23 protein-coding genes are annotated in these 25,369 nt (G+C 73.2%); 15 read left to right on the top strand and 8 right to left on the bottom strand.

What is annotated here, in order from left to right; all coding sequences use genetic code 11:
* Positions 1-295: 295 nt before the first annotated feature.
* Entirely contained in the window at positions 296-1,243 is a 948-nt protein-coding gene (locus tag IE260_RS22465; protein WP_189874666.1) for an iron-sulfur binding domain-containing protein, read from the bottom strand.
* A 119-nt stretch (positions 1,244-1,362) separates the two neighbouring features.
* Here IE260_RS22465 and IE260_RS22460 point away from each other — a divergent pair, with 119 nt between their 5' ends.
* Positions 1,363-2,952 carry a sensor histidine kinase gene (locus IE260_RS22460; protein WP_189874664.1) on the top strand — a complete coding sequence of 530 codons (1,590 nt, stop codon included), beginning with the start codon at positions 1,363-1,365 and terminating at the stop codon, positions 2,950-2,952.
* Complete coding sequence (locus IE260_RS22455; protein ID WP_189874662.1) at positions 2,949-3,611, top strand: response regulator transcription factor; 663 nt, start codon at positions 2,949-2,951, stop codon at positions 3,609-3,611. The genes IE260_RS22460 and IE260_RS22455 overlap by 4 nt, the downstream gene beginning before the upstream one ends.
* Before the next feature lie 3 nt (positions 3,612-3,614).
* Here the strand turns inward: IE260_RS22455 and IE260_RS22450 are convergent, their stop codons facing one another.
* Positions 3,615-4,262, bottom strand: coding sequence for a phosphatase PAP2 family protein (locus IE260_RS22450; protein WP_189874660.1), 648 nt, complete (start codon positions 4,260-4,262; stop codon positions 3,615-3,617).
* Positions 4,263-4,437: 175 nt separating this feature from the next.
* On the opposite strand from IE260_RS22450, the gene IE260_RS22445 reads away from it, so the two are divergent.
* Positions 4,438-5,286 (top strand): hypothetical protein, encoded by an 849-nt coding sequence (locus IE260_RS22445; RefSeq protein ID WP_189874658.1) that lies wholly within the window; start codon positions 4,438-4,440, stop codon positions 5,284-5,286.
* Positions 5,287-5,308: 22 nt separating this feature from the next.
* Here the strand turns inward: IE260_RS22445 and disA are convergent, their stop codons facing one another.
* On the bottom strand, positions 5,309-6,433 hold the full coding sequence (gene disA, locus IE260_RS22440; RefSeq protein ID WP_188183465.1) for a DNA integrity scanning diadenylate cyclase DisA: 1,125 nt from the start codon (positions 6,431-6,433) through the stop codon (positions 5,309-5,311).
* Between the two features lie 81 nt (positions 6,434-6,514).
* Positions 6,515-7,924: a DNA repair protein RadA gene (radA, locus tag IE260_RS22435; protein ID WP_189874656.1), complete on the bottom strand. Its 1,410-nt coding sequence runs from the start codon at positions 7,922-7,924 to the stop codon at positions 6,515-6,517.
* Between the two features lie 264 nt (positions 7,925-8,188).
* On the opposite strand from radA, the gene IE260_RS22430 reads away from it, so the two are divergent.
* Positions 8,189-9,916, top strand: a complete 1,728-nt coding sequence (locus tag IE260_RS22430; RefSeq protein ID WP_189874654.1) for a BACON domain-containing protein — start codon at positions 8,189-8,191, stop codon at positions 9,914-9,916.
* A 50-nt stretch (positions 9,917-9,966) separates the two neighbouring features.
* Here the strand turns inward: IE260_RS22430 and IE260_RS22425 are convergent, their stop codons facing one another.
* Complete coding sequence (locus tag IE260_RS22425; RefSeq protein WP_189874652.1) at positions 9,967-10,815, bottom strand: DUF3109 family protein; 849 nt, start codon at positions 10,813-10,815, stop codon at positions 9,967-9,969.
* Positions 10,816-10,922: 107 nt separating this feature from the next.
* On the opposite strand from IE260_RS22425, the gene IE260_RS22420 reads away from it, so the two are divergent.
* From IE260_RS22420 to ilvD, 4 genes are all read left to right on the top strand, one after another.
* The gene (locus IE260_RS22420) at positions 10,923-11,855 is read left to right on the top strand and encodes a Ppx/GppA family phosphatase (protein ID WP_189874650.1); all 933 of its coding nucleotides are present in this window, start codon (positions 10,923-10,925) and stop codon (positions 11,853-11,855) included.
* A gap of 153 nt (positions 11,856-12,008) precedes the next feature.
* Positions 12,009-12,839 (top strand): sugar phosphate isomerase/epimerase family protein, encoded by an 831-nt coding sequence (locus IE260_RS22415; protein ID WP_189874648.1) that lies wholly within the window; start codon positions 12,009-12,011, stop codon positions 12,837-12,839.
* Complete coding sequence (locus tag IE260_RS22410) at positions 12,836-13,453, top strand: TetR/AcrR family transcriptional regulator (protein ID WP_189874646.1); 618 nt, start codon at positions 12,836-12,838, stop codon at positions 13,451-13,453. The genes IE260_RS22415 and IE260_RS22410 overlap by 4 nt, the downstream gene beginning before the upstream one ends.
* 142 nt (positions 13,454-13,595) lie before the next feature.
* Complete coding sequence (gene ilvD / locus IE260_RS22405; RefSeq protein ID WP_189874644.1) at positions 13,596-15,449, top strand: dihydroxy-acid dehydratase; 1,854 nt, start codon at positions 13,596-13,598, stop codon at positions 15,447-15,449.
* 59 nt (positions 15,450-15,508) lie between these two features.
* On the opposite strand, the gene IE260_RS22400 is transcribed toward ilvD, so the two are convergent.
* Positions 15,509-17,659 carry a serine/threonine-protein kinase gene (locus tag IE260_RS22400; RefSeq protein ID WP_189874642.1) on the bottom strand — a complete coding sequence of 717 codons (2,151 nt, stop codon included), beginning with the start codon at positions 17,657-17,659 and terminating at the stop codon, positions 15,509-15,511.
* 181 nt (positions 17,660-17,840) lie between these two features.
* Here IE260_RS22400 and IE260_RS22395 point away from each other — a divergent pair, with 181 nt between their 5' ends.
* From IE260_RS22395 to proC, 6 genes are all read left to right on the top strand, one after another.
* Positions 17,841-18,158, top strand: a complete 318-nt coding sequence (locus IE260_RS22395) for an SH3 domain-containing protein (protein ID WP_189874640.1) — start codon at positions 17,841-17,843, stop codon at positions 18,156-18,158.
* 43 nt (positions 18,159-18,201) lie between these two features.
* Entirely contained in the window at positions 18,202-18,705 is a 504-nt protein-coding gene (locus IE260_RS22390) for an EamA/RhaT family transporter (RefSeq protein ID WP_189874638.1), read from the top strand.
* A 21-nt stretch (positions 18,706-18,726) separates the two neighbouring features.
* A complete protein-coding gene (locus IE260_RS22385; RefSeq protein ID WP_189874636.1) occupies positions 18,727-19,554 on the top strand; it encodes a class I SAM-dependent methyltransferase in 828 nt (275 codons plus the stop codon).
* A 33-nt stretch (positions 19,555-19,587) separates the two neighbouring features.
* Positions 19,588-20,424, top strand: a complete 837-nt coding sequence (locus IE260_RS22380) for an ABC transporter ATP-binding protein (protein WP_189874634.1) — start codon at positions 19,588-19,590, stop codon at positions 20,422-20,424.
* Positions 20,421-21,224 carry an ABC transporter permease gene (locus IE260_RS22375; RefSeq protein ID WP_229881075.1) on the top strand — a complete coding sequence of 268 codons (804 nt, stop codon included), beginning with the start codon at positions 20,421-20,423 and terminating at the stop codon, positions 21,222-21,224. Before IE260_RS22380 ends, IE260_RS22375 begins: the two co-directional genes overlap by 4 nt.
* Before the next feature lie 114 nt (positions 21,225-21,338).
* Entirely contained in the window at positions 21,339-22,151 is an 813-nt protein-coding gene (proC, locus tag IE260_RS22370; RefSeq protein WP_189874632.1) for a pyrroline-5-carboxylate reductase, read from the top strand.
* 65 nt (positions 22,152-22,216) lie between these two features.
* Here proC and IE260_RS22365 read toward each other — a convergent pair whose 3' ends face one another.
* Positions 22,217-22,801 carry a cysteine hydrolase family protein gene (locus IE260_RS22365; protein WP_189874629.1) on the bottom strand — a complete coding sequence of 195 codons (585 nt, stop codon included), beginning with the start codon at positions 22,799-22,801 and terminating at the stop codon, positions 22,217-22,219.
* A 75-nt stretch (positions 22,802-22,876) separates the two neighbouring features.
* On the opposite strand from IE260_RS22365, the gene IE260_RS22360 reads away from it, so the two are divergent.
* Positions 22,877-23,881, top strand: a complete 1,005-nt coding sequence (locus IE260_RS22360; RefSeq protein ID WP_189874627.1) for a GlxA family transcriptional regulator — start codon at positions 22,877-22,879, stop codon at positions 23,879-23,881.
* Here IE260_RS22360 and trpS read toward each other — a convergent pair.
* Entirely contained in the window at positions 23,821-24,846 is a 1,026-nt protein-coding gene (trpS, locus tag IE260_RS22355; protein WP_189874625.1) for a tryptophan--tRNA ligase, read from the bottom strand. The genes IE260_RS22360 and trpS overlap by 61 nt on opposite strands.
* Positions 24,847-25,369: the final 523 nt, after the last annotated feature.

Genomic DNA, 25,369 nt, shown 5'->3' with positions numbered 1-25,369 from the left:
GGTCCTCAGCCGTGCCCCTGTCAGCCGGGCACGGAACGAAGGTAGGGAAGCGTTGTCACGACGCTGTGCGAGCCAGCCTGCGGCTGGCACTCGGCTGTCCGTCGGTTGTGTAACGGAAGTGGGTACGGGGTGAGCCGCAGGGCTCGTTGGGGTGGGTTCATGGCGATTTGCCGAGGCGGGCAGTCGTCACGCGGACCCTTACGGCTGTGACCCGGGCTGGGACCGGGCTGTGCCCGGCCCCTGTGCCGGCCGTGGGCCCTATCGTGCGCTCCGGCCCCCGTGGCCCGCCCGGGCGTCAGCCCAGCGGCAGCCGGTACAGCCCGTCCGCCAGCGGCTCCACCAGGCCGTCGGCGACCAGACCGTCCAACGCGCGGGCGCGCTGGACCGGTTCGTGCCACACCTGGTCCAGAGCCGCCTGCGGAACCGGCCCGTGCGCCTCCCGCAGCACCGCCAGCAGCCGGCCGCGCACCTGCCGGTCCGTGCCCGCGTACGTCTGCCCGCGGCGCGGCGGCCCGTCGTGCTCGGGCTTGCCGGCCAGCCGCCAGGCGCACTGCGCCGCGATCGGGCAGCGGTGACACGCCTCGTTCCGGGCCGTGCACACCAGCGCACCCAGTTCCATGGACGCCGCCGCCCAGCGGGCCGCGGTCCCCTCGTCCTCGGGCAGCAGCGCGCGGGCCAGCTTGCGCTCGGCGGCGGTGGTCGCGTTCGGCGGGTACTGCACCCCCGTGACGGCCCGTGCGAAGACCCGGCGCACGTTGGTGTCCAGCACCGCGTGCCGCTGGCGGTACGCGAAGGAGGCGACCGCCGCGGCCGTGTACTCGCCGATGCCGGGCAGCGCCAGCAGCTGGGCGTGGTCCGCCGGTACGTCGCCGCCGTGCCGTTCCGTTATGGCCGCCGCGGCACCGTGCAGCCGCAGCGCGCGGCGCGGATAGCCGAGCCGGCCCCAGGCGCGCACGGCCTCGCCGGGCGCCTCCGCGGCGAGGTCGGCGGGGCGGGGCCAGCGGGCCATCCACTGCTCGTAGACCGGCAGGACGCGGCTGACCGGTGTCTGCTGGAGCATGAACTCACTGACCATCACGCCCCATGCGCCGGCCTCCGGCCGCCGCCACGGCAGATCGCGGGCGTGCTCGTCGAACCAGTCGATGACGGGGGAGTGCAGAGACTCGCCGGGGGCGGGGCGCCCGCCGGCCGGGGCGGGGCCGGCGGCGGAACCGGGGGGCAAGGGCTTCGTGGGCGTAGTCATGACTCTCCGATCCTGCCACGGGAGGAGGGTCCCACGGGCGCACCGTCACCCTGGGGAGGGCATGGCACCTGACGATCGGCAGAGGTGCCGTCCTGCCGTCCGCTTGTAGCGTCGGACGCATGGAACGTCCCCGTCCGGCCCGCCGCGGCGAACTCCGCGGCCTCCTCCCAGGGGCCCTGTTGTGGGCGGCCCTCGCCCTTCCGGCGCTCACGGCGGACCGGCTCGGGCTGAACGAGCCGCGCTCCCCGTGGCAGCAGCTGGCCGGCCTGGGCGTGCTAGCCGCGGCCACCGCCCTCGCCCGGCGGCGGCCGCTCGCGGCCTTCGCGTCGGTGGCGGGCCTGAGCCTGGCCGCCGCACCCGCCCTGTTCACCGTCTCCTACGGCCCGGCGCTCGCCACCTTCGCCCTGCTGCTCGGCCTGCGCGCCGGCCGGGCGCGCCCGGCGACGGTGTGCTTCGCCGCCGTCGGAGCCGTCGGCACGGCGCGGATCGCGCTCGTCGGGGCCGACCCGGCCCCCGAGTGGCTGGTCATGACGGGCACCCTGCTCTTCGGCTGCGTCTTCCCCTGGCTCGGCGGGCGCTACTGGCGGCAGAGCCGCGCGCTGGCCGAGGCCGGCTGGCTGCGCGCGGCCCGGCTGGAGGACGAGCAGCGGCACGCCGAGGAGCGTGCCCGGCTGCGGGAGCGGGCCAGGATCGCCCAGGACATGCACGACTCGCTCGGCCACGAACTGAGCCTGATCGCCCTGCGCGCCGCCGCCCTCCAGGTCGCGCCCGACCTCGCCGGCCACCACCGCACCGCCGCGGCCGACCTGCGGGCGGCCGCCGCCGATGCCACCGACCGGCTGCACCGCATCATCGGCGTCCTGCGCGAGGACGACGAGCCGGTCCCGCTGACCCCGGCGGGCGAGACCGTCGAGGAACTCGTCGCCCGCGCCGCCGAGTCGGGACTGCCGGTGCGCTGGGAGCCGCCGGACGGCGCCCGGGCCCTGGAGGCCGGCGGGATCGCCGAGCGCCTGCTGCACCGGGTGGTGCGCGAGGCGCTGACCAACGCGGCCCGGCACGCCCCCGGCGCCCCCGTCGTCGTGGCCGTCACCGGTCAGGCACGCGGCACCACGGTCACCGTCACCAACGGGCGGGCCACCGAGGAGAGCAGCCCCTCGGCCGGCGGTTCGGGCCTGCTCGGGCTGCGGGCCGCGGTCACCGCGGTCGGCGGCGACTTCCGGGCGGGCCCGCACGGGGAGGGGTTCCGGGTCCGGGCGTACGTCCCCGCGCAGGAGACCGCCGTCGCCGTCCCCCGTGCCCCTGCGGCGCCGTTCGCCCTGGCCCGCCGCCGCGTCGCCCTCGGTCTCGGGGCCGCCGCCGGAGCGGGCGTCGTCCTCGTCGGGGCGGCCTTCGGCTGGTACGCGTACACGGAGACGCACTCGGTGCTCGGTCCCGGCGCGTACGAGGAACTGCGCCTGGGCATGCCGTACGACGAGGTGGCACACGTGCTGCCGGACCGCGCGATCGCCGACCCGCCCGTCGAACGCGCTCCCGCGCCGCCGAAGGACGCCGACTGCCGCTACTACCGCGCGAGCGGCGAACTCCTCGTCTCCGTCGACCACTTCCGGCTCTGCTTCGACGACGAGGGCCGGCTGGTCGCCAAGGACGTCGTCCCGCGCGTCGGACTGTCCGACGAGGGACGCGAGGAATACGAGGAGTTCACACGGTGATCCGGGTACTGCTGGCCGACGACGAGACGATGGTGCGGGCCGGGGTGCGCGCCATCCTGGCGAGCGGCGGTGAGAGCGAGGTCGTCGCGGAGGCCGGCGACGGCCGCGAGGCGGTCGAACTGGCCCGCGCGCACCGCCCCGACGTGGCCCTGCTGGACATCCGCATGCCCCGCCTGGACGGGCTCGCGGCGGCGGAGGAGATCGTGCGGACCGTCCCCGGCACGGCCGTCGCGATGCTCACCACCTTCTCCGAACAGGCCTACGTGGCCCGCGCGCTGGCGGGCGGCGCCACCGGCTTCCTGCTGAAGTCCGGTGACCCGTACGAACTGATCGCGGGCGTCCGGGCGGTGGCGGGCGGCGCCGCCTTCCTGTCGCCCAAGGTCGCCCGGTACGTCATCGAGGACCTGGGCTGCGGCGGCGGTGGCCGGCTCGCCCGCGAGGAGCACGCACGCGCGCGCGTGGCGCGTCTGAGCCCGCGCGAACGCGAAGTGCTCGGCCTCGTCGGCGCCGGCCTGTCCAACCCGGAGATCGCCGCCCGGCTGCACCTCGTCGAGGGCACGGTGAAGACGTACGTGAGCGCGGTACTGGACCGGCTGGAGGTACGCAACCGGGTGCAGGCGGCGATCGTGGCCTACGAGGCGGGGCTCGTGGAGGCGTGACCGTCAGCGGCCACGGTGGGCGGTCCACGGGGCCGTGGGAGCAGTGGCCGCCCCCGGGCCGGTCACCCACCGCACCAAGGGCGCCGACGACGCGCGCATCGCCCCGGCCAGCCGGGTCACCGGTCGCCTGCCCAGGCGCATGGCGACGGCCGCGACGACGGCGCCGAGCAGGAGACCGGCGGCGACGTCGTGCGGGTAGTGCACGCCGACGAAGACCCGGGAGAAGGCCATCAGCAGGGCGAGCGGCGCCGTCAGCCAGATGATCGTGCGGCGCACCAGGGCAAGGGCGACGGCCGCGGCGCCCGCGATGGTGGCGTGGTTGCTGGGGAAGGACCAGTCGCCGGTCGGCGGGCACTCGGCGAGGGACGGGACCGCCCCGGCGACCGCCCGGCACGGACGTTCCTCCGTGAAGCCGGACTTGAGCAACTCACTGCACACGTACGCCACAGCCGTGGCCACGGGTGCAAGTACCGCTATCGCGAACGCGGTCGCGCTGCCACGGCGTGCCCGCCACCAGGCGGCGACGAACAGCGCGCCGAACAGGAGCAGTCCGCCCTCCGTCCAGGCTTCCGCCGCGTGCTGGACCCACGTGGGGGTGTCGTGGGCGAATCCGGTGATGTCGCGGTAGAGCTCGTTGTCCTCGAAGTCCATGGTCACAGACCGTAGGCAGCGCGGCGATACGGTCACACCCTGCGACAGACATGTGCGGTACCTGACGAAAGACAGGGGTGCCGGAGGCGTTTCCGGGATGATGATCCGGAAAAGTTGCCGATCTGAACGGCGGGTGGGCCGGGGTAACTCACCGATCTCTCGTACAGTTTGCGCCGTGGGATCTCTGCGCAATCCGGTCGGGCCGCTTCCCTCCTCCATCTACTGGCGTCGGAGGGCCGTACTCCTGTCCCTGCTCGCCCTGTTGGCGTTGCTGATCACGTGGGTGGTGGTCTCCGGCGACGGGGGTGGCGGGAAGGACCGCGAGGACGGTGCCAACGGCAGGAATCCCGCACCGTCGATCACCCCGGGACCGTCCGGATCCGGGCCGGCGATCAGTCAGGCACCGGGTGGCAGGGACGAGTCGGGGGACGGGGAGTCGAGCGGGTCGGGGTCCGGCGGCGGTGACGGCTCGGGGTCCGGCGACGGATCGGGGTCGGGGTCGGGGTCCGGTGGCGGTTCCGGTTCCGGCGAGTCCGGAGGCGGTGCCGCGGGAGGCGGCTCCGAGGGCGGTACGGCGGCCGGTGTCGGCGCGGGCGACGCGCTGCCCGCCGGGTCGGGGCTGCCCAACTGCTCCTCCGGCTCGGTGAAGTTGAGCCTGCGCAGCGTACGCAACGCCTACGAACCCGGCAGGACGCCGACCTTCGAACTGACCGTGCGGAACACCTCCGGCAGCGACTGCAAGGTCGACCTCGGGCCCGAGAACGCCGTGTTGACGATCACTCAGGCGGGCGGCGACGAGGCGTACTGGGCGTCCGACGACTGCCCCGAGGGCGCCGGAAGCCTGCAGTACCGGGTGCCCGCCGGCAGCGGCATCACCTACACCGTGAAGTGGGACCGCAAGCCGAGCGTCCCCGAGTGCGGGACGCCTCCGGCGGGGTCGGCCAAGGCCGGCACGTACCTGGTGGAGGCCAAGGCCGCTGGTTTCGCGAAGGTGCAGACGTCGTTCGTGCTGGAGAGCGACTGACGCGGGGCGCCGCGGCGCCGGCTCAGACGTAGCGTTCGAGGATCGACGACTCCGCCAGCCGGGACAGGCCCTCTCGCACGCTGCGGGCCCGGGCCTCGCCGACGCCGTCCACCGTCTGGAGGTCGTCGACGCTGGCGGCCAGCAGCTTCTGCAGGCCGCCGAAGTGCTCCACCAGGCGGTCGATGATCGCGCCGGGCAGCCGCGGGACCTTGGCCAGCAGCCGGAAGCCGCGCGGCGACACCGCCGAGTCCAGGGTCTCGGGCGAGCCGGTGTAGCCCAACGCGCGGGCCACCGTGGACAGTTCCAGCAGCTCGGCGTGGCTCAGCTTGTCCAGCTCGGCGAGCGCCTCCTCGACCGTGCGGGAGCGCTTGGCCGTCGGCTCGGGCACGTAGTCCCGTACGACCAGTTCACGCTCGGGCTCCACGCCGGCGATCAACTCGTCCAGCTGCAGGGCGAGCAGACGTCCGTCCGTGCCCAGCTCCACCACGTACTCGGCGATCTCGGTCGCGATGCGGCGCACCATCTCCAGGCGCTGGGCGACCGCCGAGACGTCCCGGACGGTCACCAGGTCCTCGATCTCCAGCGCCGACAGCGTGCCCGCGACCTCGTCGAGGCGGAGCTTGTAGCGCTCCAGGGTCGCCAGGGCCTGGTTGGCGCGCGACAGGATCGCCGCCGAGTCCTCCAGGACGCGGCGCTGGCCGTCGACGTAGAGCGCGATCAGGCGCATGGACTGCGACACGGAGACCACGGGGAAGCCGACCTGCTTGCTGACCCGGTCCGCCGTGCGGTGCCGGGTGCCCGTCTCCTCCGTGGGGATCGTCGGGTCCGGGACCAGCTGGACGCCGGCCCGCAGGATCTTCGACAGGTCCGAGGAGAGCACGATGCCGCCGTCCAGCTTGCACAGCTCGCGCAGCCGGGTCGCGGTGAACTCGACGTCCAGCACGAAGCCGCCCGTGCACATCGCCTCGACGGTCTTGTCGGAGCCGAGCACGATGAGACCGCCGGTGTTGCCGCGGAGCACCCGTTCCAGTCCGTCACGCAGGGCCGTGCCGGGTGCCACGGCGCTCAGCGAGGCGCGCATCAGGCCATCGGAACCGGCACTCCCACCGGACTTTCCGGGAGCTGCTGCCCGGTCGTTGGCTGCCACTGCACTCCTCCGGTCGCAGGTTCTGGGGCGCTCCCGTGTCGCACACTCGGTTCGTACGGACGGGCGAGACCAGGGCAAAGTCTACCGGCGGTCCTCCTCCTCCCGTGGGGCCTCTCTGCGACGGGAGCGCGGAAGGACCCGCAGGGCGTCCCCTATGTCCGCCACTTCCAGGACCTTCATGCCCTCGGGAATCCTGCCCGGATCGCCCGGTACCAGCGCGTGCGTGAAGCCCAGGCGGTGCGCCTCCGCGAGTCTGCGCTGCACGCCCGTGACCCGTCTCACCTCGCCCGCGAGGCCGACCTCGCCGATCGCGACCAGGTTCTTGGGCAGCGGGGTGTCGCTGGCCGCGCTGGCCAGGGCGAGGGCGACCGCGAGGTCGGCGGCCGGCTCGGAGAGCTTCACGCCGCCTACCGTCGCGGAGTAGATGTCCCGCTTGCCCAGGGCGCTGATGCGGCCCCGCTGCTCCAGGACGGCCAGCATCATGGAGACGCGGGAGGTCTCCAGGCCGGACGTCGTGCGCCGCGGGGACGGGATCTGCGAGTCGACCGTGAGCGCCTGCACCTCGGCCACCAGCGGGCGGCGGCCCTCCAGGGTGACGGTCAGACAGGTGCCGGGCACCGGCTCGGCGCGGCGGGTGAGGAACAGGCCGCTGGGGTCGGCCAGGCCCGTGATGCCCTCGTCGTGCAGCTCGAAGCAGCCGACCTCGTCGGTCGTGCCGTAGCGGTTCTTGACGCCCCGCACCAGCCGCAGGCGCGCGTGGCGGTCGCCCTCGAAGTGCAGCACCACGTCCACGAGGTGCTCCAGCAGGCGCGGCCCGGCGATCGCGCCGTCCTTGGTGACGTGGCCCACGAGGAGGGTGGACATGCCGCGCTCCTTGGAGGCGCGGATCAGGGCGCCGGCCACCTCCCGCACCTGCGCCATGCCGCCGGGCGCGCCGTCGATCTCGGGGGAGGCCACCGTCTGCACGGAGTCCAGGATCAGCAGGGACGGCTTGACCGCGTCCAAGTGGCCGAGGACTGCCGCGAGGTCGGTCTCGGCGGCGAGGTACAGGTGGTCGTCGATGGCGTTGATGCGGTCGGCGCGCAGGCGCACCTGGCTCGCCGACTCCTCGCCCGTGACGTACAGCGTGCGGTGCTCGTCACTGGCCGACTTGGCCGCCACGTCCAGCAGCAGCGTGGACTTGCCGACGCCGGGCTCGCCCGCCACGAGGACCACGGCGCCGGGCACCAGTCCGCCGCCGAGCACGCGGTCCAGCTCGGGCACGCCGGTGCTGCGGGCCGCGGCCTGGCGGCCGTCGACCTGGCCGATGGGCAGGGCGGAGGTGGTGACGCGCCCCGGCGCCGTCGTGCGGACCGCGGGCGCGCCGTACTCCTCGACCGTCCCCCACGCCTGGCACTCGGGGCAGCGGCCGAGCCACTTGGCCGTCTGCCAGCCGCACTCGGTGCAGCGGTAGGACGGCCGGTCCTTGGTGGTCTTCGCACGGGCAGCCATGCACGAACCGTAGCCGTCACCACTGACAACGCGGCAAACGGAGGCCCGCACCCGTCGTCGCCCCCGCCGTCGGAGGCCCGCCCGGGACCGGCCATCACCGTGCCGGACCAGCCACGTTCGCCCCGAACCGGCCACCGCCTCTACCGAACCAGCCATGGAATGGGAGGTTCCTGTCCCCTTATGAGGGATCGTTTCACCCGTACGGATTAAAAGTGTCCAATGCGCCACTTCGCGCCACCCATGGCCGCCTACGGTCACCGGGTGATGAGCAGCAGTCCGCAGACCACGACCCGCACGACCGGCGCGCACAGAGCGCACCGGGAAGCGCGTGACCGTACCGCGGCGCGCACCCTGGCGCAGCGGCCGCCCGCGCGCTACGAGGCTTATCTGGACGGCCTGTTCACCTACTGTCTGTCCGTCCTCTGCGACCACGACGCCGCGACCGACGCCCTGGGGGACGTCCTGGCGCTCGCGGAGCGCCGCGGCCACCGCGGCCCCGAGTCCGCCGACCGCAGGGCCTGGCTGTACGCGCTGGCCCGTTGGGCGTGCCTGCGCAAGCTGGCCGAGGCCAAGCAGAAACGTCAGGGCAGCCACGCGGCGGGCCGCTCAGGCACCGACCGGGAGCCCTCCCGGCGGCGGCCGGCCGCGATCCCGGCCCCTTCCGAGGAGGACCGGGAGCGGCGCCGCGGCGAACTGGCCCTGCTGGCCTGGCCCGAGGCCGCCGGCACCACGCCGGAGCAGCGCGAGGCCCTCGAACTCGCCGTGCGGCACCACCTCGCCGCCCCCGAGGTCGCGGCCGTCCTCGGCATGGACCCGGCCGCCGCCCGCGAACTGCTCGCCTCCGCCGCCTGCGAGGTCGAGCGCACCCGCGCGGCCCTCGCCGTCGTCGAGACCGGCACCTGTCCGGGTGTGGCCCGCCTCACCGGCGACAACCAGCTCGTGCTCAGCGCGGCCCTGCGCCGCGAGCTGGTCCGGCACGTCGACGACTGCCCGCGCTGCCGTCGCACCGCCGAGCGCGCGATCCCCGGCCGCTGGCCCGGCACCAGCGTCACCCCCGACGAGCTGCCCGTCCTGGAAGCGCCCCGCGCGGCGCTGCACGTCGCCATGACGCACCTCCCGCGCGCGCGTGGCGCCGCGCCCCGCTTCGACCGGCGCGGCTTCCCGATGGACCCCAAGGACCGCGCGGCCCGCCGGGACCGGCTGCGCGCCCGTGCCGTCACCACGACCGTCGTCGCCACCGTCGTGGCCGCGCCCGTGCTCGCCCTGTGGGCGGCCTACCGCGGCACCCCGGTCGGCGAGGGCGAGGACGGCCGCTCGGCCAGCGCCAGCGAGGCGCACGGCCCCGACGGTCTGGAAGGCGAGTCGGCGGACGGCGGCTACGGCTACGAGCACGCCGGCAACGCGAGCACCACGCCCGGCACCCGCTTCGGCAAGGACGGCAAGGCCGACGTCTCCGTGGAGGTCGTCAGCGTCGCGGGCGCCGGCGAGCGGGGGGCGGGCCGGCTGGAGGTCACGGCCGGCCACGACGGCGACACCACGTTGATCACCCTCACCGCGGCCGGGGACGCGTCGGTGCACTGGTCCGTGTCGACGAGTGCCCCCTGGCTCTACCCGAGCCGGCCGTCCGGAACGCTCCGCCCCGGCCAGTCGGTGACGATCAAGATGTACGTCGACCACCTGCGCGAGCCGTCCGGCCACTGGAACGCCCGGGTGGCCGTCGCCCCGGCCGGCGCGGTCGTCTCCATCCAGGGCTACGGCACCGCGCCCGGCCCGTCCCGCCCGGGCCCCCGCCCGAGCACGCCCCACGTCCCGTCGTCCCCGTCCGACCCGGATCCGTCCCCGTCGGCCTCGGTGCCCCCGGACCCGACGCCCAGCGACCCGGCCACCTCGCCCCCGCCCGACCCGACGCCCACCGAGCCGTCTCCGACCGGCACGACCGGCTCCACACCGCCGCCGGGCGGCGACGGCGACCCGAGCCCGGCCGCCTCGTAGGCGCTCAGGGGCCGGTGGGCCCCCGTCCGGTCCCGGGAACGCCGGCAGCCTCAGCGAGCAGGGTCCGCCGGATGCGGTGCCACCAACGGCAGCTGCGAGGCCAGCCGCTCCTCGCACAGCTCGACCAGCCGGTCGTAGCCCGCCTTGCCCATCAGCTCGATCAGCTCCGGCCGGTAGGAGACGTACACCGGCTCGCCCGCGCCGTGCGCCGAGGTGGCCGACGTGCACCACCAGTGCAGGTCGTGCCCGCCCGGGCCCCAGCCACGGCGGTCGTACTCACCGATCGACACCTGCAGCACGCGCGTGTCGTCGGGCCGGTCGATCCACTCGTACGTCCGCCGGATCGGAAGCTGCCAGCACACGTCCGGCTTGGTCTCCAGCGGCTCGCGGCCCTCCTTGAGGGCGAGGATGTGCAGCGAACAGCCCGCGCCCCCGGAGAAGCCGGGCCGGTTCTGGAAGATGCACGAGCCCTGGTAGGGGCGGGTCTGCCGGGAACCCTCGTCGTCCTCGGAGACCCAGCCGTTCTCCGTGCCCTCGGCGTGGTTCTGCCAGATGTCCGGCGTGAGCCTCGCCACATGCTCGGCGACCCGCTTCTCGTCGTCCTCGTCGGAGAAGTGGGCGCCCAGGGTGCAGCACCCGTCGTCCGCGCGGCCCGCCTGGATGCCCTGGCAGCCGCTGCCGAAGATGCAGTTCCAGCGAGAGGTCAGCCATGTCAGATCGCAGCGGAAGACCTGTTCGTCGTCCGCCGGATCCGGAAACTCCACCCACGCGCGCGCGAAGTCGAGTCCCTTTTCGTCGTCCACCGAAGAACCCCCGGCCCTCGTGTCCAGCCTGCCCTGCTTGTTCTTCTTGTCCTTCTTGGCCGACTTTTCGTCCTTCGCCTTTTTCGTCTTTGGCACCTGTCCAGGGTAAGTGGCCCGGACGGCATGACGGCACCGCCGCCGGTCTCCTTCCCGGCCCTGCTCCGGGGGCCGCACGCGGCGCCACTGGCAGTAGCGTTCCGTACATGAGACTCGGTGTCCTCGACGTGGGTTCGAACACGGTGCATCTGCTGGTGGTGGATGCGCACCCGGGCGCGCGCCCGCTGCCCGCGCACTCGCACAAGGCGGAACTGCGCCTCGCCCAGCTCCTCGACGAGGAGGGTGCCATCGGCCCCGACGGGGTCGACCGGCTGATCGCGGTCGTCCAGGAGGCGCTCCAGGCCGCCGAGGACAAGGGCGTGGAGGACCTCCTGCCGTTCGCCACCTCGGCCGTGCGCGAGGCCGGCAACGCCGACGACGTCCTCGCGCGCGTGCGGGCCGAGACCGGCGTCGAGCTGACGGTCCTGACCGGCGCCGAGGAGGCACGGCTCACCTTCCTCGCCGCCCGCCGCTGGTTCGGGTGGTCCGCGGGCAAGCTGTTGGTCCTCGACATCGGCGGCGGCTCCCTGGAGATCGCCTACGGCATCGACGAGGAGCCCGATGCCGCCGTGTCCCTCCCGCTCGGCGCGGGCCGGCTGACCGCCGCCCGGCTGCCCGGCGACCCGCCCGACCCCGACGACGTCAGGGCGCTGCGCCGCCACGTGCGGGCCGAGATCGCCCGCACGGTCGGCGAGTTCAGCCGCTTCGGTGCCCCCGACCACGTGGTCGCCACGTCGAAGACCTTCAGGCAACTGGCCCGCATCGCCGGCGCCGCCCGCAGCGCGGAGGGCCTGTACGTCCAGCGCGAGCTGAAGCGGGCGTCCCTGGAGTCCTGGGTGCCCCGCCTGGCCGCCATGACGGCCAGCGAGCGCGCCGAGCTCCCGGGCGTCTCCGAGGGCCGCGCGGGCCAGCTCCTGGCCGGCGCGCTGGTCGCCGAGGGCGCGATGGACCTCTTCGGCGTGGAGAGCCTGGAGATCTGCCCGTGGGCCCTCAGGGAGGGCGTGATCCTGCGTCGCCTGGACCACATGGGCCAGGGATAGCGGCCCCCGACGAGCCGCGGGTCCGTATCCAGGTACGGCTCCGCCGCGTGGGCGCGGGCGGCCGCGAACCGGGCCGCACCCGCCTATGGCAAACACCACAACGGCGAACGGGCGCCCCGCAGCACCCCGACCGCACCCCGTAACCTGAGCTTCGTGGCAGAACCAAGGGACGTGGTCCGCATCCCGGATGCGAAGGTCGCCCTGTCGACGGCTTCGGTCTACCCGGAGTCGACGGCGACGGCCTTCGAGATCGCCGCGCGCCTCGGCTATGACGGGGTCGAGGTCATGGTGTGGACCGATCCGGTCAGCCAGGACATCGAGGCCCTGCGCCGGCTCAGCGACTACCACGGCATGCCGATCCTGGCCGTACACGCCCCCTGCCTGCTGATCACCCAGAGAGTCTGGTCCACCGACCCCTGGGTCAAGCTGCAGCGCGCCCGCGCCGCCGCCGAGAAGCTCGGCGCGAGCACCGTCGTCGTCCACCCGCCGTTCCGGTGGCAGCGCCAGTACGCCCGGGACTTCGTCAGCGGTGTCTGGCGGATGGCGAACGAGACGGACGTGCGGTTCGCCGTCGAGAACATGTACCCCTGGCGCTACCGGGACCGCGAGATGCTCGCCTACGCCCCCGACTGGGACGTCACGAAGGACGACTACCGCCACTTCACGATCGACCTCAGCCATGCCGCCACGGCCCGCGCCGACGCCCTCGCCATGGTCGACCGCATGGGCGACCGCCTCGGCCACGTCCACCTCGCCGACGGCAAGGGGTCGGCCAAGGACGAGCACCTCGTCCCCGGCCGCGGCTCCCAGCCCTGCGCCGAGGTGCTGGAACGGCTGGCACTGACCGGCTTCGACGGCCACGTCGTCATCGAGGTCAACACCCGACGCGCCATGTCGAGCGCCGAGCGGGAGGCCGACCTCGCCGAGGCACTGGCCTTCACCCGCCTGCACCTGGCCTCGGCGGCGAAGGTGCCCCGGCGGTGAGCGACGTCACCGGGGGGACACCCGGCCGCCGTCGTGGCCGCCCCCCGCGTACGGAGTCCGCCGGCACCCGGGACCGCATCCTCTCGGCCGCCCGCGAGGAGTTCTCCGAGCGCGGTTACGAGAAGACCTCCGTCCGCGGCATCGCCAAGGCGGCGGGCGTGGACTCGGCGCTCGTGCACCACTACTTCGGCACCAAGGAGCAGGTCTTCGAGGCGGCGATCGAGGTCGCCTTCGCGCCGGCCCTGAACGCGCCGGCAGCGATCGAGGAGGGTCCCCTCGACGGGGTCGGGGAGCGGCTGACCCGCTTCGTCCTCGGCGTCTGGGAGAACCCCACCACCCGTGCGCCGCTGCTCGCCATCGTCCGCTCCGCCGTGAACAACGAGACCGCCGCCGCCGTCTTCCGCCGCCTGATCGCCTCCCAGCTGCTGCGCCGCATCTCCGCCCGGCTGGACCTGCCGGACGCCGAGCTGCGCGCCGAACTGGCGGCGGCGCAGCTGGTGGGGTGCGCGATGCTGCGGTACGTGATCAAGGTGGAGCCGCTGGCCTCGGTGGACGTCGAGGCGATCATCGCGCGCGTGGCACCGGTCGTCCAGGGCCATCTCACCGGCCCCTGAGGCCCAAGGACCCGAGACACGCATCCCGCATTCCGGACACCGTGTCCCGAAGCCTGGATGACCGGCGTACGCTCGATGACAGTCAGAAGCCTGTCAGCCTCCTCTGTACGGCTGGCGGAACTCCCCGAAGGAGCGAGCGACGATGCCCGAGCTGAGGTCCCGCACTGTCACCCACGGCCGCAACATGGCGGGCGCCCGCGCCCTTATGCGTGCCTCCGGTGTACCGGGTGCGGACATCGGACGGAAGCCGATCATCGCGGTCGCCAACAGCTTCACGGAGTTCGTGCCCGGCCACACCCACCTGGCGCCGGTCGGCCGGATCGTCAGCGAGGCCGTCAAGGAGGCCGGCGGCATCCCGCGCGAGTTCAACACGATCGCCGTCGACGACGGCATCGCCATGGGCCACGGCGGCATGCTGTACAGCCTCCCCTCCCGCGACCTGATCGCGGACAGCGTGGAGTACATGGTGGAGGCCCACCGCGCCGACGCCCTGATCTGCATCTCCAACTGCGACAAGATCACCCCGGGCATGCTCAACGCGGCCCTGCGGCTGAACATCCCCACGGTCTTCGTCTCCGGCGGCCCGATGGAGTCCGGCCGCGCCACCCTGGTCGACGGCACCGTCCGCACCCTGGACCTGGTCGACGCCATGGTCGAGGCGGCCAACGACAAGGTCTCCGACGCCGACGTGCTGCGCATCGAGGAGAACGCCTGTCCGACCTGCGGCTCCTGTTCCGGCATGTTCACGGCCAACTCGATGAACTGCCTCACCGAGGCCATCGGCCTCTCCCTCCCCGGCAACGGCTCGGTCCTGGCCACCCACACGGCCCGCAAGGCGCTCTACGAGAACGCCGCCCGCACGGTGATGGACCTGACCCGCCGCTACTACGAGCAGGACGACGACTCGGTCCTGCCCCGCAGCATCGCCACCTTCCAGGCCTTCGAGAACGCCATGGCCCTGGACATCGCCATGGGCGGCTCGACCAACACGATCCTCCACCTGCTGGCCGCCGCCCAGGAGGCGGAGGTCCCCTTCGGCCTCACCGAGATGGACGCCCTCTCGCGCCGCATCCCCTGCCTGGCGAAGGTCGCGCCGAACGTCGCCAAGGACCGCACGTACTACATGGAGGACGTGCACCGCGCCGGCGGCATCCCCGCCCTGCTCGGCGAACTGCACCGCGCCGGCCTGCTGAACGAGGACGTCCACGCCGTCCACAGCCCGTCCCTGGACGACTGGCTGAAGACCTGGGACATCCGCGCCGGCTCCCCGTCGGCGGAGGCCGTGGAGCTGTGGCACGCGGCCCCGGGCTGCAGGCGTTCCGCCGAGGCCTTCTCCCAGTCCGAGCGCTGGGACTCCCTGGACGAGGACGCCGAGGGCGGCTGCATCCGCTCCGTGGAGCACGCGTACTCCAAGGACGGCGGCCTGGCGGTCCTGCGCGGCAACCTGGCGGTCGACGGCTGCGTCGTCAAGACCGCCGGCGTCGACGAGTCGATCTGGACCTTCGAGGGTCCGGCGGTCGTCTGCGAGTCGCAGGAGGAGGCCGTCACGAAGATCCTCACCCAGCAGGTCAAGGAGGGCGACGTCGTCGTCATCCGCTACGAGGGCCCCAAGGGCGGCCCCGGCATGCAGGAGATGCTCTACCCGACCTCGTACCTGAAGAGCCGCGGCCTGGGCAAGGCGTGCGCCCTGGTCACCGACGGGCGCTTCTCCGGCGGCACCTCCGGCCTGTCCATCGGCCACGCCAGCCCCGAGGCTGCCTCGGGCGGCACGATCGCCCTCGTCGAGGACGGCGACCGCATCCGCATCGACATCCCGAACCGCTCCATCGAGCTCCTGGTGGACGACGCGGAGCTGTCCCGCCGCGAGCAGGCGCTGGGCGGCCGGTACGCCCCGAAGAACCGCGACCGCAAGGTCTCGGCCGCCCTGCGGGCCTACGCCGCGATGGCGACCAGCGCCGACAAGGGCGCGGTGCGGGACGTGACCAAGCTGGGCTGAGGCCCCGTCCGTGAGGGCCGCTTCCCCACCGCGGGGAGCGGCCCTCACGCGTGCGTGCCCTACCAGGCGGACGGATCCCGCCCGTCCACGGCGAAGACCGTGCCGTCGGGGGCGGCGGCGTAGACGCGGCCGTCCGCGAGCACGGGCTCGGGGAGAGCTGCCGGCACCCGGTCCGCGTCGGCGCCGAGCCGGGGCGGGGTCTGCCCCAGCAGCCGCCCCCTGCGGGCGTCCACGCCGAGGAGCCGCCCGTCGGGGCCGGTGACGTAGACGTGCCGGCTGTCGGCGACGGGGGCGGAGCCACGGGCGATGCCGGTCTCCAGCCGCCACCGCTGTCTTCCCGCCGTCATGTCCACGGCCACCAGGGAACCGCCGCCGCCCATCAGGTACACCTCGCCCCGGTGCACGCCGCCCTGCGCCTCGTCCACCGGCACGGGCAGCGCCACCCGGCGCGTGGCGCCGGTGTCCGGGGTGTAGCGGACCACGCCCTTGGCCCGCCCGTGGACCGAGTCGCCCTCGGCGAGGTAGACAGACCCGCCGGCCGCGCCGAGGAGGTCCAGCGTCCCGGTCAGCTCCTTGTCCCACCGCACCTCGCCGGTGGCCGGGTCCACCGCGGTGACCCGGGTGCTCCCGCCGTCGGCGGCCACGCTCACCGCGTACGCCGGCCCGCCACCGAACCAGTGTTGGAAGTACGGCACCGGCAGGCCCGGGAACGACCGGTTCCACCTGATGTCGCCCGTGGCGGCGTCCACGCCGGACACCGTCCCGTCGGCCCGGGTCAGCAGGAGCGTGGTCCCGGTCGCGGTCGTCCCGCTGTACGCGAGGTCGTCCTTCTGCCAGCGGGTGGCGCCCGAGGCCGGGTCGAGCGCCTCCAGACCCGGACCGTGGTCGAGCGCCGGCTGCACCAGCCCGGCCGACACCGCCGGCGGCGTACCGCGCAGGACCGAGGCGACGGGGTGCCGCCACAGCGAGCGGCCGTCGGACGGGTCGAGGGCGAAGATCAGCCCGGTCCGCGCACAGACCAGGGTCTTCGCCCCGTACGTGCACTGGGGCACGCCCTCCCCGCCGGCCGGCTCGGCCTCCCAGGCGTCGAACCCGGCGGCCACGGCCCGGGGCGTGTCGCTGCTCTCCGGTGCCGCGCCGCCGTCGGCCGACCGGAGCGGGACCAGCACGGCAACGGCGGCGGCCACGAGCGCCGCGGCCCCGAGCACCGCCCGCCTGCCCGGCCGGCGCCCCCGGCGACGCGCGGGCACGTCGACGGGGGCCTCCGCCTCACCCCCGGGTCCGGGCTGGGACTCCGGCGCCGGGACCGGGTCCGGCTCGGCCCCCGCCCCGCTGTCCGGCTCCGTCCGCTGCGCCGGTATGAACGCCTGGGTGTCGTACGAGGCCGCCTCGGAGCGCAGCTCCCGCATCAGCTCGTCCGGCGTGGGCCGCTCCTCGGGCTCCTTCGCGAGACACCGCAGCACCAGCGCCGCCAGTTCGTCCGGCACGCCGGTCAGGTCGGGCTCGTCGTGCACGACCTGGTAGGCGACGACGTACGGGCTGTCGGAGTCGAAGGGCCCGCGTCCGGTGGCCGCGTGCACCAGCACGGAGCCGAGCGCGAAGATGTCGGCCGCGGGACCGACCTCCCGGGGGCGCCGGAACTGCTCGGGCGCCATGAACGGCGGCGTGCCGATCAACTTCCCGGTCTCGGTCCGCAGTTCGCTGTCCTTCGGCCGGGAGATGCCGAAGTCGATGACCTTCGGGCCGTCCTCGGCGAGCAGCACGTTGCTCGGCTTCAGGTCCCGGTGCACGACCCCCACCCGGTGGATGTCACGCAGCGCCTCCGCGAGCCCGGCCATCAGACGGCGCACCTGCGAGGGGCCCAACGGCCCGTTCCGCTTCACCTGTTCCGAGAGAGTCGGGCCAGGGATGAACAAGGTGGCCATCCAGGGCCGCGCGGCATCCGGATCGGCGTCCACGACCGGCGCGGTGAAGGCACCGCTCACCCTCCGCGCCGCGGCGACCTCCTGCCGGAACCGGCCCCTGAACTCGGGGTCCTTGGCGAACTCGGCATGGACGACCTTCACCGCGAGCTTCAGCCCGGAGGTGCTCCGGGCCAGGTGCACGACACCCATGCCGCCCGACCCCAGACAGGATTCCAGGCGGTAGTGACCGGCGTATTCCGGAAATTCCGCTTCCGTGCCCGGCCCGACGTTCCGCTGCGTCGCCATGGGACCACCCCCGTGCTTTTCGTCCGCGTGCGCGACGCACGGAGCCTAGTCGATGAGCCTTGTGGGACCGAGGAGGCTTGCTAGCCTCCACGTGCGAGTCGCGAACTGGTGTTTCGTGGCTTGTTCCGGGGGAATCAACGTGGCCCCACGGCAGTCGTGGGGCCGAACGGGGGAGGTCTCCATGTCCATCGAGCATGTAGCGGAAGTCGAGAGCGGCGACGAGCCGGACGCCGTCGCCACGGCGGCGGCCACGGCCACCTACCCGGTCGCACCCGGCGTCCGGCTGAACGTCCGCAGCGGCCCCGGCACCGGCTACGCCGTCGTACGCGTCCTGCCCGAGGGCGCCAGGGTGGCGATCTACTGCCAGACGCCGGGTTCGTGGGTCACGGGCCCGTACGGCACGTCGAACATCTGGGACAACATCGGCAGCGGCCAGTACGTCTCCGACACCTACGTGCTGACCGGCAGCGACGGCTACTTCCGCCCGCGCTGCTCCTGAGCCCGCCCGGGGCCCGCGGCCCCTCCGGCGCCATAATCGTCCCGTGAGCGCAGAGAACGGCACGAATGGCACCCCGGACACCCCCGCGGGCCCCCGCCCGGAACCCATCCGGTTCTACGGCACGACCTGGGTGGACCACGGCAACGGCTACAGCGCTCGCCGCATCGCCCTGGCCGCGGGCTCCCTCGCCGCGGCGGCCGTCTCCTGCCTCGTCCTCCGCTTCGCCTACGAGGGGCTGCGGATCGCCGACGTCGGCGGCTTCGTCTCGCTCCTGATGGTCGTGATGTTCGCGGTGTGCAGCGCGCTGGCCTTCCGGCACACCTGGTCCGCCTTCACCACCCGCCCCGACCCCGACCGCCAGGCGTCCCTGCGCGGTCTGCTGGCCATCGGCTTCGTCGGCTCCCTCCTCGCCTACTTCCTCCGCTCGCTCACCGAAGCGCCCGGCGAGAAGCTCCACCGCGCCGAGTACGAAACCGCCCGGGAGCAGTACGAGAAGCGCACCACCCGCCGCTCGGGCAACCCGTCGAAGAAGCGCCGCCGTTCCTAGCCGGGCGGCCACCATGGCCGTATGACGATTCCGGCAGCCACACCGCCCAGCGGCACCCCCGGCGCCTCCGCTCCCGAAGCGGCCCGAACCGCACGGGACCGGGCCCACTCCTTCAACACCGTCGCGGCGCAGTACGCCGCGAACCGTCCCTCCTACCCGCCCGCCCTGTTCGACGCGATAGAGGACCTGGCCGGCCGTCCCCTCACCGGCTCCCGCGTCGCCGACGTCGGCGCCGGAACCGGCATCGCGACCGCCCTGCTGCACGCGCGCGGCGCGGACGTGATCGCCGTCGAACCCGGCGACGGCATGGCGGCCCAGTTCCGCCGGACGCTCCCCGACGTGCCGATCGTCCGCGGCAACGGCGACTGCCTGCCCCTCGCCACCGCCTCCGTCGACTTCCTCACCTACGCCCAGGCCTGGCACTGGACCGACCCCGCCCGCGCCGTCCCGGAGGCCCTGCGCGTGCTGCGTCCCGGCGGTGCGCTCGCGCTGTGGTGGAACACCAGCGCCCTCGACGTGCCGTGGATCGCCGAGGCGGCCGAACGCGCGGGGCGCCACTTCGGGCTGAACGTCTCCGCCGAGCAGCGGGACGTCGGGGCGCACGTGGCCGACCCCTCCGGCCGCCTCGGCCTCGTCCGCCGCGAGATCCGCTGGAGCCGGCGGGTCCCCCTCGACACGCACCTGGCCAACATCGGCAGCCACTCCGTCTTCCTGGTCCACGGCGAGGAGCACAGCGCGGCCTTCCTCGCCCAGGAGCGAGAACACCTGCTGACCGTCTTCCCGGACGGCATCGTCGAGGAGACCTACGACGTCGTCCTCCTGTTCGCGACCGCACCCCGGACCGCTTGACGCGCCCCATCCACGGGAGGAGTAATTCATCGCATGATGAATTACTCCTCCCGCCCGCCCGACGAGCCGGGCGCCCCCGAGGCGCCCGCCCCGGCCGCGCCACCGCCCGCCCCGGCCGTCCGCGCCGAGGACCTCACCGTCGTACGCGGCCCCCGCACCGTCCTGCACGCCCTCGACTTCACCGTCCCGCGCGGCCGGATCACCGGCCTCCTGGGCCCCTCGGGCTGCGGCAAGTCGACCCTCATGCGCGCGATCGTCGGCACCCAGGCCAAGGTCACCGGCACCCTCGACGTGCTCGGCCGCCCCGCCGGCCACCCCACCCTGCGCACCCGCATCGGCTACGTCACCCAGGCCCCCTCCGTCTTCGACGACCTGACCGTCCGCCAGAACCTCGACTACTTCGCCGCGATACTCGACCCCGGCCGGCCGGCCGCCGAACGCCGCCACGAGAACGTCACCCGAGCCATCGGCGACGTCGACCTCACCACCCACGCCGACGCCCTGGCCGGCAACCTCTCGGGCGGCCAGCGCAGCCGCGTCTCTCTCGCCGTGGCTCTCCTGGGCGGCCCCGAACTCCTGGTCCTCGACGAGCCCACCGTCGGCCTCGACCCGGTCCTGCGCCGGGACCTGTGGCACCTCTTCCACTCCATCGCCGCCGACCGCGGCGCCACCCTCCTCGTCTCCTCCCACGTCATGGACGAGGCCGAGCGCTGCCACCGCCTTCTCCTGATGCGCGAAGGCCGGATCCTCGCCGACGACACCCCCGACGCCCTCCGCACCCGCACGGACTCGGAGACCGTCGAAGCCGCCTTCCTGCGCCTGGTCGACGAGGCGATCGCGGCGGACCGCACGAAGGAGCGCACACGATGACCCCCACCGCAGCCACCGCCGACCGCGCGCCCGCCCCCCTCAGGCAGGCTCCACCACGCGCCGTGAACATCTCCCGCACCACCGCCACCGCGGCCCGCGTCCTGCGCCAGCTCGGCCACGACCCGAGGACCATCGCGATGATGATCCTCATCCCCTGCGTGATGCTCTTCCTGCTGCGCTACGTCTTCGACGGCAGCCCACGCACCTTCGACAACATCGGCGCATCCCTCCTGGGCATCTTCCCGCTGATCACGATGTTCCTGGTCACCTCCATCGCCACCCTGCGCGAACGCACCTCCGGCACCCTCGAACGCCTCCTCGCCATGCCCCTCGGCAAAGGCGACCTCATCGCGGGCTACGCCCTCGCCTTCGGCACCCTCGCGATCGTCCAGTCGGCCCTTGCCACCGGCCTGGCGCTCTGGGCCCTGGGCCTGGACGTGACCGGCAGCCCCTGGCTGCTCCTCCTGGTCGCCCTGCTCGACGCGCTCCTGGGCACCGCACTCGGCCTCTTCGTCTCGGCCTTCGCGGCCTCCGAATTCCAGGCGGTCCAGTTCATGCCGGCAGTGATCTTCCCCCAGCTCCTCCTGTGCGGCCTGTTCACCCCGCGCGACAAGATGCACCCCGTCCTGGAGGCCGTGTCCGACGTGCTCCCCATGTCGTACGCCGTCGACGGCATGAACGAGGTCCTCCGCCACACCGACATGACCGCCGTTTTCGTACGGGACGCGCTGATCGTGGCGGGCTGCGCAGTCCTGGTCCTGGCCCTGGGCGCGGCGACCCTGCGACGCCGGACCCCGTGACCGGCGGTCACCGGGACCTGTCCACGTCCCGCCCACCGGACACGCATCCCCGCCCCGCGCCCCCGATGCGAGGATGAGACCGGACGACGCAACCCTCGGAGGGGCACCGCAGCCATGACCCAGAAAGTCGCAGTCCTCGGCACCGGCAAGATCGGCGAAGCCCTGCTCAGCGGAATGATCGGAGCAGGCTGGGCCCCGGCCGACCTCCTGGTCACCGCCCGCCGCCAGGAACGAGCCGATGAACTCCGCACCCGCTACGGAGTCACCCCGGTCACCAACGCCGAGGCCGCCAAGACCGCCGACACCCTGATCCTCACGGTCAAGCCGCAGGACATGGGCGCCCTTCTCGACGAACTCGCCCCCCACGTCCCCGCCGACCGCCTGGTCATCAGCGGCGCGGCGGGCATCCCCATCTCCTTCTTCGAGGAACGCCTCGCCCCCGGCACCCCGGTCGTCCGCGTCATGACGAACACCCCCGCCCTCGTCGACGAGGCGATGTCCGTCATCTCCGCCGGCACCCACGCCACCGCCGACCACCTCACGCACACCGAGGAGATCTTCGGCGCCGTCGGCAAGACACTCCGCGTCCCCGAGTCCCAGCAGGACGCCTGCACCGCCCTCTCCGGCTCCGGCCCGGCCTACTTCTTCTACCTGGTCGAAGCCATGACCGACGCCGGCATCCTCCTCGGCCTGCCCCGCGACAAGGCCCACGACCTGATCGTCCAGTCCGCGATCGGCGCGGCGACCATGCTCCGCGACAGCGGCGAACACCCCGTCAAGCTCCGCGAGAACGTCACCTCCCCCGCCGGCACGACGATCAACGCCATCCGCGAACTGGAGAACCACGGCGTACGCGCCGCCCTCATCGCCGCCCTCGAAGCCGCCCGCGACCGCAGCCGCGAACTCGCCTCCGGCAACAAGGACTGACCGGCCCGGCGGGCCGCGCCACCACGCCGGCCCGCCGCCCGCTGCCTCACACCGGGCCGCTCAGGTCACTTCGCGGCGGCCACCACGTCAGCCGTCGTCACCACCTGGGCGAACCCGCCGCCGTGCAGCGACACCGCCGATGCCCGCGCCAGCTCGTCCGCACGCTGCCGCCAGCCGAAGGGCCCCTCCAGGTCGAAGGTGTACGTCGCGTCGTACGCGACCAGCACCTCGTACCCGAGGTTGCCGCCCATCCGTGCCGTCGTCTCCACGCACATGTTCGTCTGGATCCCGGCCACCACGATCTGGGACACCCCCTCCGCCCGGAGCCAGGCGCCCAGATCCGGCGTCCCGAGGAACGCCGAGTTCACGGTCTTCGTCACCAGCAACTCCGCACCGCTCCCCTTCCCCCGCCGCTGTTCCACGTACTCCTTGAAACCGTTGCCCTCGTACCCGGTCCGCAACGGCGACCCCGGCTTACGGGAGTCATGCCGCACGTACACGACCGGTCGCCCGGTCGACTGCCATACGTCGATGAGGGCGGCGATGTTGTCGTCCGCCTCCGGGTTGTTGCGCGAACCCCAGAAGTCGAGCTCCTCGAAGCCCTTCTGCACGTCCACGACCACCAGTGCTGCGTTCTCCGCGATGTCCATGCCCCCGATCGTGCCGCCCGGCCAGGCCCCTCCCCAGAGGTACGGAAGTCAGCGATCGATGGTTTACTGCCAGCCATGGCAGCCGCAGCCCCCTACCGCGTGGCCCTCGTCGCCTTCCCCGGTATCCGGGCCTTCGACGTCTCCGTCATCACCGAGGTCTGGGGCACCGACCGCACCGACCGCGGCGCCCCCGCCTTCGACCTGCGCCGAGTCGCCGCCGACGGCACCACCGCCGTCCCCATGCGCGGCGGCCTGTCACTCCACCCCGACCGCACCCTCGGCTGGCTGGACCGCGCGGACCTCGTCGTGATCCCCGGCCTCGACGACCACCTCACCCCGGCACCCGCCCCCGTCCTCGAAGCCCTCCGGCGCACGCACGCCCGCGGCACCACCCTCGCCGCCCTGTGCGGCGGAGCCTTCACCCTCGCCCAGGCCGGCCTGCTCGACGGCCGACGGGCCATCACCCACTGGAACCTGGTCGACCTCCTACGCACCCGTCACCCCCACATCACGGTCGTCCCCGACGCCCTCTTCATCGAGGACGACAACATCTGGACCGCGGCCGGCACCGCAGCCGGAATCGACTTGTGCCTCCACCTGGTCCGCCTCTCCCATGGCGCCGAGGCGGCCGCCACGATCGCCCGTTCGATGGTCACCGCCCCCTTCCGCACCGGCACACAGGCACAGTTCATCGAGCACCCCACACCACGCACCGACCGTGACGCCGACGCCCTCGCCGCCGTCCGCGAGCACGCCCTGTGCCACCTCCACGAACCCCTCACGGTCGCCGACCTGGCCGCCCGGGCCGGCATGTCCCCGCGCTCCTTCGCCCGCCACTTCACCGCGGCCACCGGCACCACACCGCTCCGCTGGCTCCTCGACCAGCGCATCGCCGCGGCACAGAAGCTCCTGGAGCGCACTGATCTGCCCATGCCCGAGGTCGCGCGCCAGGCGGGCTTCGGCAGCGAGGTCACGATGCGCCAGCACTTCGCGTCGCGCCTCGCCACCAGCCCTCGCGCCTACCGGGCCGCGTTCACGACCGTCTCCGAGGCGGGCTCCAGCAGCCCGATCGCACGGTAAGCGGCATCAACGGTCGGCCGGGCCATGGCCCGAGCCCTTTCCGCGCCATCCCGCAGCACCCCCTCCAGATAGCCGGGATCCGCGCACAGCTCCTTGTGCCTCTTCTGCAGAGGCCGAAGCACCTCGACCACAGCCTCCGCGGTGTCCTTCTTCAAGGCGCCGTACGACTCATATACACCGCTCAGCTCCGCCGGGTTCCCACCTGTGCACGCGGCCAGGATCTCCAGCAGATTCGCCAGTCCGGGCCGCGCCTGCCGGTCGTACACGACCTCCCGCCCGCTGTCGGTGACGGCCCGCATGACCTTCTTCCGCACCGTGTCGGGCTCGTCCAGCAGATAGACGATCCCCGGTCCCGCGTCGTCGCTCTTGCCCATCTTCGACGTCGGGTCCTGCAGGTTCATGACCCGCGCGGCCACCTTCGGGACCGTGGCCCGGGGCACCACGAACGTATGCCCGTACCGCTGGTTGAACCGCACGGCGAGGTCCCGCGCCAGCTCCACGTGCTGAGCCTGGTCGTCCCCCACCGGAACCTCGTCGGTCCCGTACGCCAGGATGTCCGCCGCCATCAGCACGGGATAGGTCAGCAGCGACAGCCGCACGCTCCCGCCGCGTTCCCGCTCCCGCACGGCCTTCTCCTTGTACTGGATCATCCGCCGCATCTCGCCGTCGGTCGCCACACACTCCAGCACGTACGACAGCCGAGCGTGCTCGTCCACATGGCTCTGTACGAACACGGTGCACAGCTCCGGGTCCAGCCCCGCCGCCAGCAGCAGAGACGCCGACTGCCGGCTCAGCCTTCGTACCCGTGCGGGATCGTGGTCGACCGTCAGCGCGTGCAGATCGACGACGCAGAACAACGCGTCCGATCGGTGCTGGTCCTCCGCGGCCCACTGCCGCATGGCACCCAGATAGTTCCCCAGCGTCAGGTGCCCGGTCGGCTTGACCCCACTGAAGACCCGCGTCATCTCTCAACCTCCTGGTCAGGACCGCCGCTTCCGCCGGCCGCCCCCCTGGAGGGAGATACGAGAACGGCCGCCGAGGCGGCGGCCGTCGAGTGCATACGTGAGTACGGCCGCCGTCAGGCGGCCCACCACTGCTGGGTACACGTACGCGTCATCACGCCGTCCACACTACGCCCGGGAGGACCGCACCGCCCAGAGTTGACACTCCGCGTTCACCTACGTAGTGTTCTCCGAGTTGTCCGACGTGAGCGCCGACTCCGGTCGGTCCCCGGACAGCGATTCCGCAAGTACCAGCCACTCTTCGACGCACAGTCGTACTGTCGTCGTCGTGTCATTGGCATGCGTATTTACGGAATGAGGAATCCACGTTCGAAAGGACGCGGCCCCCGATTAGCTCGGGAGCCGGGAATCCGCTAAAGTCTCACTCGTCGGAACTGCCCAACGGCCGGGAAGACAACCCCCTCTGACGGGGAATCAGAGCCCGAAAGGATCTGATAGAGTCGGAACCGCCGGAAAGGGAAACGCG

The sequence above is a fragment of the Streptomyces viridiviolaceus genome (genome assembly GCF_014650995.1).
GTDB lineage: Bacteria > Actinomycetota > Actinomycetes > Streptomycetales > Streptomycetaceae > Streptomyces > Streptomyces viridiviolaceus.
The sequence above is the reverse complement of the archived record's forward strand: the minus strand, read 5'-3'. Positions and strand labels throughout refer to the sequence as shown.

What these genes read in the sequence shown, in the direction of transcription:
- IE260_RS22465 (WP_189874666.1), bottom strand. Translation starts at nt 1,243, where the DNA reads ATGACTACGCCCACGAAGCCCTTGCCCCCCGGTTCCGCCGCCGGCCCC.
- IE260_RS22460 (WP_189874664.1), top strand. Translation starts at nt 1,363, where the DNA reads ATGGAACGTCCCCGTCCGGCCCGCCGCGGCGAACTCCGCGGCCTCCTC.
- IE260_RS22450 (WP_189874660.1), bottom strand. Translation starts at nt 4,262, where the DNA reads ATGGACTTCGAGGACAACGAGCTCTACCGCGACATCACCGGATTCGCC.
- radA (WP_189874656.1), bottom strand. Translation starts at nt 7,924, where the DNA reads ATGGCTGCCCGTGCGAAGACCACCAAGGACCGGCCGTCCTACCGCTGC.
- IE260_RS22430 (WP_189874654.1), top strand. Translation starts at nt 8,189, where the DNA reads ATGAGCAGCAGTCCGCAGACCACGACCCGCACGACCGGCGCGCACAGA.
- IE260_RS22420 (WP_189874650.1), top strand. Translation starts at nt 10,923, where the DNA reads ATGAGACTCGGTGTCCTCGACGTGGGTTCGAACACGGTGCATCTGCTG.
- ilvD (WP_189874644.1), top strand. Translation starts at nt 13,596, where the DNA reads ATGCCCGAGCTGAGGTCCCGCACTGTCACCCACGGCCGCAACATGGCG.
- IE260_RS22400 (WP_189874642.1), bottom strand. Translation starts at nt 17,659, where the DNA reads ATGGCGACGCAGCGGAACGTCGGGCCGGGCACGGAAGCGGAATTTCCG.
- IE260_RS22395 (WP_189874640.1), top strand. Translation starts at nt 17,841, where the DNA reads ATGTCCATCGAGCATGTAGCGGAAGTCGAGAGCGGCGACGAGCCGGAC.
- IE260_RS22385 (WP_189874636.1), top strand. Translation starts at nt 18,727, where the DNA reads ATGACGATTCCGGCAGCCACACCGCCCAGCGGCACCCCCGGCGCCTCC.
- IE260_RS22380 (WP_189874634.1), top strand. Translation starts at nt 19,588, where the DNA reads ATGATGAATTACTCCTCCCGCCCGCCCGACGAGCCGGGCGCCCCCGAG.
- IE260_RS22375 (WP_229881075.1), top strand. Translation starts at nt 20,421, where the DNA reads ATGACCCCCACCGCAGCCACCGCCGACCGCGCGCCCGCCCCCCTCAGG.
- proC (WP_189874632.1), top strand. Translation starts at nt 21,339, where the DNA reads ATGACCCAGAAAGTCGCAGTCCTCGGCACCGGCAAGATCGGCGAAGCC.
- IE260_RS22365 (WP_189874629.1), bottom strand. Translation starts at nt 22,801, where the DNA reads ATGGACATCGCGGAGAACGCAGCACTGGTGGTCGTGGACGTGCAGAAG.
- IE260_RS22360 (WP_189874627.1), top strand. Translation starts at nt 22,877, where the DNA reads ATGGCAGCCGCAGCCCCCTACCGCGTGGCCCTCGTCGCCTTCCCCGGT.
- trpS (WP_189874625.1), bottom strand. Translation starts at nt 24,846, where the DNA reads ATGACGCGGGTCTTCAGTGGGGTCAAGCCGACCGGGCACCTGACGCTG.